Annotated in this window: 5 protein-coding genes and 1 tRNA gene; 3 read left to right on the top strand and 3 right to left on the bottom strand. The window is 30.5% G+C overall.

Going from position 1 to position 5,020, the window contains the following annotated elements; genetic code table 11:
- The first annotated feature begins 131 nt into the window (after nt 1–131).
- The 3 genes from QHG34_RS15645 to trxA all read left to right on the top strand — a co-directional run bounded on the left by QHG34_RS15645 (nt 132) and on the right by trxA (nt 2,330).
- Nucleotides 132–506, top strand: a complete 375-nt coding sequence (locus tag QHG34_RS15645) for a lipocalin family protein (protein WP_282631162.1) — start codon at nt 132–134, stop codon at nt 504–506.
- Nucleotides 507–1,117: 611 nt separating this feature from the next.
- The gene (locus QHG34_RS15640; RefSeq protein WP_282631161.1) at nt 1,118–1,753 is read left to right on the top strand and encodes a suppressor of fused domain protein; all 636 of its coding nucleotides are present in this window, start codon (nt 1,118–1,120) and stop codon (nt 1,751–1,753) included.
- Nucleotides 1,754–1,979: 226 nt separating this feature from the next.
- A complete protein-coding gene (trxA, locus tag QHG34_RS15635) occupies nt 1,980–2,330 on the top strand; it encodes a thioredoxin (RefSeq protein WP_282631160.1) in 351 nt (116 codons plus the stop codon).
- A gap of 53 nt (nt 2,331–2,383) precedes the next feature.
- Here the strand turns inward: trxA and QHG34_RS15630 are convergent, their stop codons facing one another.
- The 3 genes from QHG34_RS15630 to QHG34_RS15620 all read right to left on the bottom strand — a co-directional run bounded on the left by QHG34_RS15630 (nt 2,384) and on the right by QHG34_RS15620 (nt 5,020).
- Entirely contained in the window at nt 2,384–3,820 is a 1,437-nt protein-coding gene (locus QHG34_RS15630) for an amino acid permease (RefSeq protein ID WP_282631159.1), read from the bottom strand.
- A 158-nt stretch (nt 3,821–3,978) separates the two neighbouring features.
- On the bottom strand, nt 3,979–4,890 hold the full coding sequence (locus tag QHG34_RS15625) for a hypothetical protein (protein WP_282631158.1): 912 nt from the start codon (nt 4,888–4,890) through the stop codon (nt 3,979–3,981).
- A gap of 55 nt (nt 4,891–4,945) precedes the next feature.
- Nucleotides 4,946–5,020 (bottom strand) — tRNA-Pro (locus QHG34_RS15620).

Here is a 5,020-nt window from a genome sequence, read left to right as displayed (position 1 = left end):
AAATATGGTAAGGTCAAAAATCCTAATGATTTTCCTACATTTCAAATTAATCAAAATAATAATACAATAATATTAAATAAAAACTATACTTTTAAATGTTCCTAACAAGGGGAAGATTACATATAATGCTAATGAGTTCAGCATTATTATTTAATTGCTCAAATGATGATGATTCATCAATAGAAAATACATCAACTCAAAAATTAATAGGTAAATGGTATTTTGAAGACCCCAAAGAAGTAGGTTATACAACAAATAATTCATTTACTTTCTCAAAGGATAAAACAGTTGTTTATTCATATTGGTCTGGAGGTAAAGCAAATGAATTTGACTCAGAAAAAGGTACTTATGAATTGAAAGGTGATGTATTAACAATGACTTTTCCTAAAGGAGTAAGTTTAACATATGTACAAAAAGTAACATATATTAATGATAAAAAGATAGAATTTACTTCAACAGGTAATTCTAATGAACAAGCATATGAAGGAACTTATTATAAAGAGTAAATCTCGGTGTATAATAACTATTTAATATAAAGCCACTCAGTTATGGGTGGTTTTTTCTTTAAAATATAATTGAACACAAATGAACAAAATATACATACCATTTAAAATAGGGATGTATTATGAAGAGGTAGAGTTTGAAGTTGAAGTATTATATGATAGGATTATTGGCTATGATAGTTATCTTTATGTAGGCAACAATTTTAAAGATATTCAAATAGAGTTAATCTTTTATTGGGATATATTAGTGTGTGTATTAATTAAATCAACTAAAGAAATAGAAAGATATAATATTGATGACTATTTGCTAATCAAAAACTATTACATAAAATCAGATATTAAGATTCAGAACCTGGTAGTTAGTTCAATTGTGTCAATGTAGTATTTTTATAACTCCTGGTAAATAATTAGGTGTTTCTATTGGTAAACCATATTAAAGGCATACAATTAGGCATACATAAAAAATATAGATGAAAAAATCTTAGTGATAGTGAGAGATACAGAGAATATTATATAGTCCGGTCCTCGCTACTACAAAGAGAGTTTCTAACAAGAAGCTCTCTTTTTTTATGTCTTTAACTGAGAATTAAGATTGGATAAACTATTTTTGTAGCATGAATTTAGAAGAATACAAACAACAATATAAACAAGATCAAGCGGTTGGTGCTTTATCAATAGAGAAACGTTTAAAACAAATTTACGGAGATTTAGAACCACGTTTTTATTCACCACAAGTGATGTCTTTTCAAGGAGGAGACGAGCCTTTGGATGGTGTGGCAGTCTATGATGTAAATGGTTATCATCATTTGGTTAGTTACGGAATGTCGCATCTATATTATTCTGAAGAAAGCGTTGGAGCAGATTTTAGTAAATGGGGATTTGAGTTCTCGTTTCGTGTAAAGCCTGTGAAAGATGATAATGGCGAAGATCCTTTTTGGGTAATTCAGTTAATGAATAACTTGGGACGATTTGTCAACGAAACTAAGGTTTGGTTTGATGAATACCAATTTTTACCTCTAGGAGGACCAATACGCGCAGAAAGCGAAACAGATATCGTTGGTGTAGCTTTTGTAATGGACGATGATTTGCGTGAAATTGATACGCCTCATGGTAAAGTTGTTTTTATGCAAATGATCGGGTTGAATGCAGCTCAATTGAAGCGTTTAGAAGAAAATTCGACAAAAGAAGAAATTATGGCAGTAATTGAGGAAATAAAGTCAGTAAACCCAAAATTTGTTTGCGAGTTATAGTTTCTAAGGTTTAAAAAAGTCAGTTTTTGACGCAAATTTCTTAAATTTAGTTAAATATAACATTCAGGATGTCAGTAATTTAACTATGGTATTTCTTTTGATAAATATAAAATGTTAGTTGTACTAACAGTAGAATAAATTTTTCATAGGTTAGGTTAATAATTAGTCAAGCTAGTTATGAAGCACTCTTTCGAGAGTGCTTTTTTAAATATTATATAATAAAATTATGTTCAAAAATTTATTCAATCGTAAAAATAATTCAGAACAAAAAGAAGAGAAAACGATGACATTTGAAGAAATTATAAATTCAGACAAACCAGTTTTGTTAGATTTTTTTGCCACATGGTGTGGTCCATGTCAGATGATGGGACCAGTTTTGCAACAAGTAAAAGAAGAATTAGGAGACGATGTTAAAATCTTGAAAGTTGATATTGATAAATACCAAGATTTAGCAGCAAGATTTCAAGTAAGAAGTGTACCTACTTTTGCGATTTTTAAGAATAGTGAATTGCTTTGGAAAGAAAGCGGTGCAAGACCAAAAGAGTTTTTGGTAGAGCAAGTGAAAAAACATTTGTAATAGTAGATTAGATATATAAAAAAACCACTCATTTGAGTGGTTTTTTTATATGATTAAGAAGCGTTTTTCTTTTTATTTGCCTTTACAAATAAGTACGAAATGTAGAGGAAAACCATCCAAACAGGAATTAATTCTACCGAAATTTTTAATCCTGTAAACCACATGATCACTAAAATTCCTAATAAGAAAATAATACAGATGTAGTTACTAATCGGATACAAGAAAGAAGGAAATAATGTTTTGTGATTTTCTTTCGTTTTTTGTTGACGATATTTTAGATGTGTTATAGAAATCATCATCCAATTGATAATTAGAGTCGAAACAACTAAAGACATCAAAATAGCAAAAGCTTTTTCTGGAACAATTTTATTGATCACAATACAGATTGCTGCAAAAAATGAGGAAACCAAGATCGCCATAATAGGCACATGATTTTTGTTTAACTTTTTCAAGAAGCTTGGTGCATTTCCTTGTTCTGCTAATCCATACAACATACGGCTATTACTATAAACAGAGCTATTGTAAACTGATAATGCGGCTGTTAATACAATAAGATTTAATGCGTTTGCAATTATTTTAGAGAACGGAATTGTTTTACCAAAAAGATTGACATCAATTGTATTTAGATTCTCAAAAACCATTACAAATGGACTACTCTCATCTGTTATATTTGCCCAAGGCGAAAGTGAAAATAAGATAACTAAAGCACCTACATAAAAAATTAAAATTCTGTAAATAACCTGATTTGTCGCTTTCGGAATATTTTTTTCTGGATTTTCAGCTTCTGCAGCTGTAATTCCAATTAATTCTAAACCTCCAAAAGAAAACATGATTAACGCCATAGCGGCTAATAAACCTTGAAAGCCTTGATCGCTATTGCCAGATAATATTCCTTTCGGGAAAAAACCTCCGTTGTTCCATAAATTTTGAATAGTTGCTTGTTCGCCTCCTGTTCCACTGAATAATAGATAAGATCCGAAAGCAATCATGGCTAAAATTGCAACAACTTTAATGATAGAAAACCAAAATTCTGCTTCTCCATATACCTTTACAGATGCAAAATTTAATGCATTAATGACAAGGAAAAAGAATAAACTTGATGCCCAAAGAGGAATTTCTGGCCACCAAAATTGAACGTAAATACCAATTGCAGTTAGTTCGGACATACTTACCAAAATGTATAGAATCCAATAATTCCAACCAGAAGCAAATCCAGCAAATGAACCCCAATATTTGTAAGCAAAGTGACTAAAACTTCCTGAAACAGGTTCGTTAACAACCATTTCGCCTAATTGACGCATAATAAAAAATGCAATAATTCCTGCAATTGCATAACCTAAAATTACAGAAGGTCCGGCAAGTACTGCGGCAGGTCCAATTCCAAGAAATAAACCAGTACCAATTGCTCCTCCCAAGGCAATTAATTGAATGTGTCGGTTTGTAAGACCTCTTTTCAATTCATTGCCTCCAGTATTTTCTTTTTGACTCACGTGTGATGTATTAATTTGTTAAATATATGTAAAAAAAAATTTATGCAGACATTTCGATTGTGAATAGAGGAATGATTATGGTGGATGATTTAAGAAATTTGTTTCATTATATTTATTTTTAATCCAAAAGAATTGAATAAAATTTATTCTAATTTTCCTTAAAAATCTATTGGTTTAGGATACATTTTTTTCTGAATAATATAAATTGTTAACATAAAAAATGTACTCATAATAAGTGTCGCGATTGGTAAATAGAACAATGACTTTTCGGGTAATATCATTGGTAGTATAACCATTGCAAAAGCTGGTGGTAGTCGTAAATCCAGTAATATAAGTAGAATAGCAACAAGTATTAAATCGATTAATCCGGCAAGTAGTAAGTTGTCTAAGTATTTTATCGTTAAACAACCAATTAAACTTGCTAAAAATATCACTAAGATTCGTTTTAATCGTATATATAGTTTTAATGCAGGATTGTTTAATGTTTCAAAAGAAATAACAATTACAGGAGGGATTGCAGAAAAATAGCTATATCCAGTTAGATAACAAATCAAAAACCACGTCAAGCAGATTCCAATTAACCATCTATTATGACCGATATAATTTATTGGAACTGAATTTTCGGTAGGTTTTATTCTGAATAATTTTATTGAAAGGTAAAGTAAAAATACAAAAACAAGAATCGCAATAAGAAATAAAGGAGAGTGAGCATTTGTTACAATTGGTAATAAACCAGTAGCTAAAGCTGGTGCTAACTGACTTTTGAATAACCTTAATGTAAGTAACAATGCGATTAAGACTAAGATTAGTTTTAATGAAAGCTGAAGTGGTAAAAAATTAATTCCAAACCCTAAAATAGCTGTAATTGTCGGAAGTAAAAAGATATGAAATGGTCTTTGAATCCATTTATTTTCTCTAAAGATAATTATTCCAGCAGTTAAAGCAGCAATTTCTGGTAAGATAATTTCTTTGTCTTTGAGTAAAATAGCACTCAGAATCATTGCCAAAATAAAGGCAAAAGCAAGAGCGTATGATATAAGAGACCCTTTATCTTTTAAGATTGAATTCATAAAATAAATGTATAAAAAAAAACCTTTGCAAAATTTGCAAAGGTTTTTCAATCTGTCGGGGTGGCAGGATTCGAACCTGCGACCTCCTGCTCCCAAAGCAGGCGCGATGACCGGGCTACGCTACACCCCG

The organism is Empedobacter sedimenti (assembly GCF_030005555.1).
GTDB classification, from domain to species: Bacteria; Bacteroidota; Bacteroidia; order Flavobacteriales; family Weeksellaceae; genus Empedobacter; species Empedobacter sedimenti.
The sequence above is the reverse complement of the archived record's forward strand: the minus strand, read 5'-3'. Positions and strand labels throughout refer to the sequence as shown.

What these genes read in the sequence shown, in the direction of transcription:
- QHG34_RS15645 (WP_282631162.1), top strand. Translation starts at nt 132, where the DNA reads ATGAGTTCAGCATTATTATTTAATTGCTCAAATGATGATGATTCATCA.
- QHG34_RS15640 (WP_282631161.1), top strand. Translation starts at nt 1,118, where the DNA reads ATGAATTTAGAAGAATACAAACAACAATATAAACAAGATCAAGCGGTT.
- trxA (WP_282631160.1), top strand. Translation starts at nt 1,980, where the DNA reads ATGTTCAAAAATTTATTCAATCGTAAAAATAATTCAGAACAAAAAGAA.
- QHG34_RS15625 (WP_282631158.1), bottom strand. Translation starts at nt 4,890, where the DNA reads ATGAATTCAATCTTAAAAGATAAAGGGTCTCTTATATCATACGCTCTT.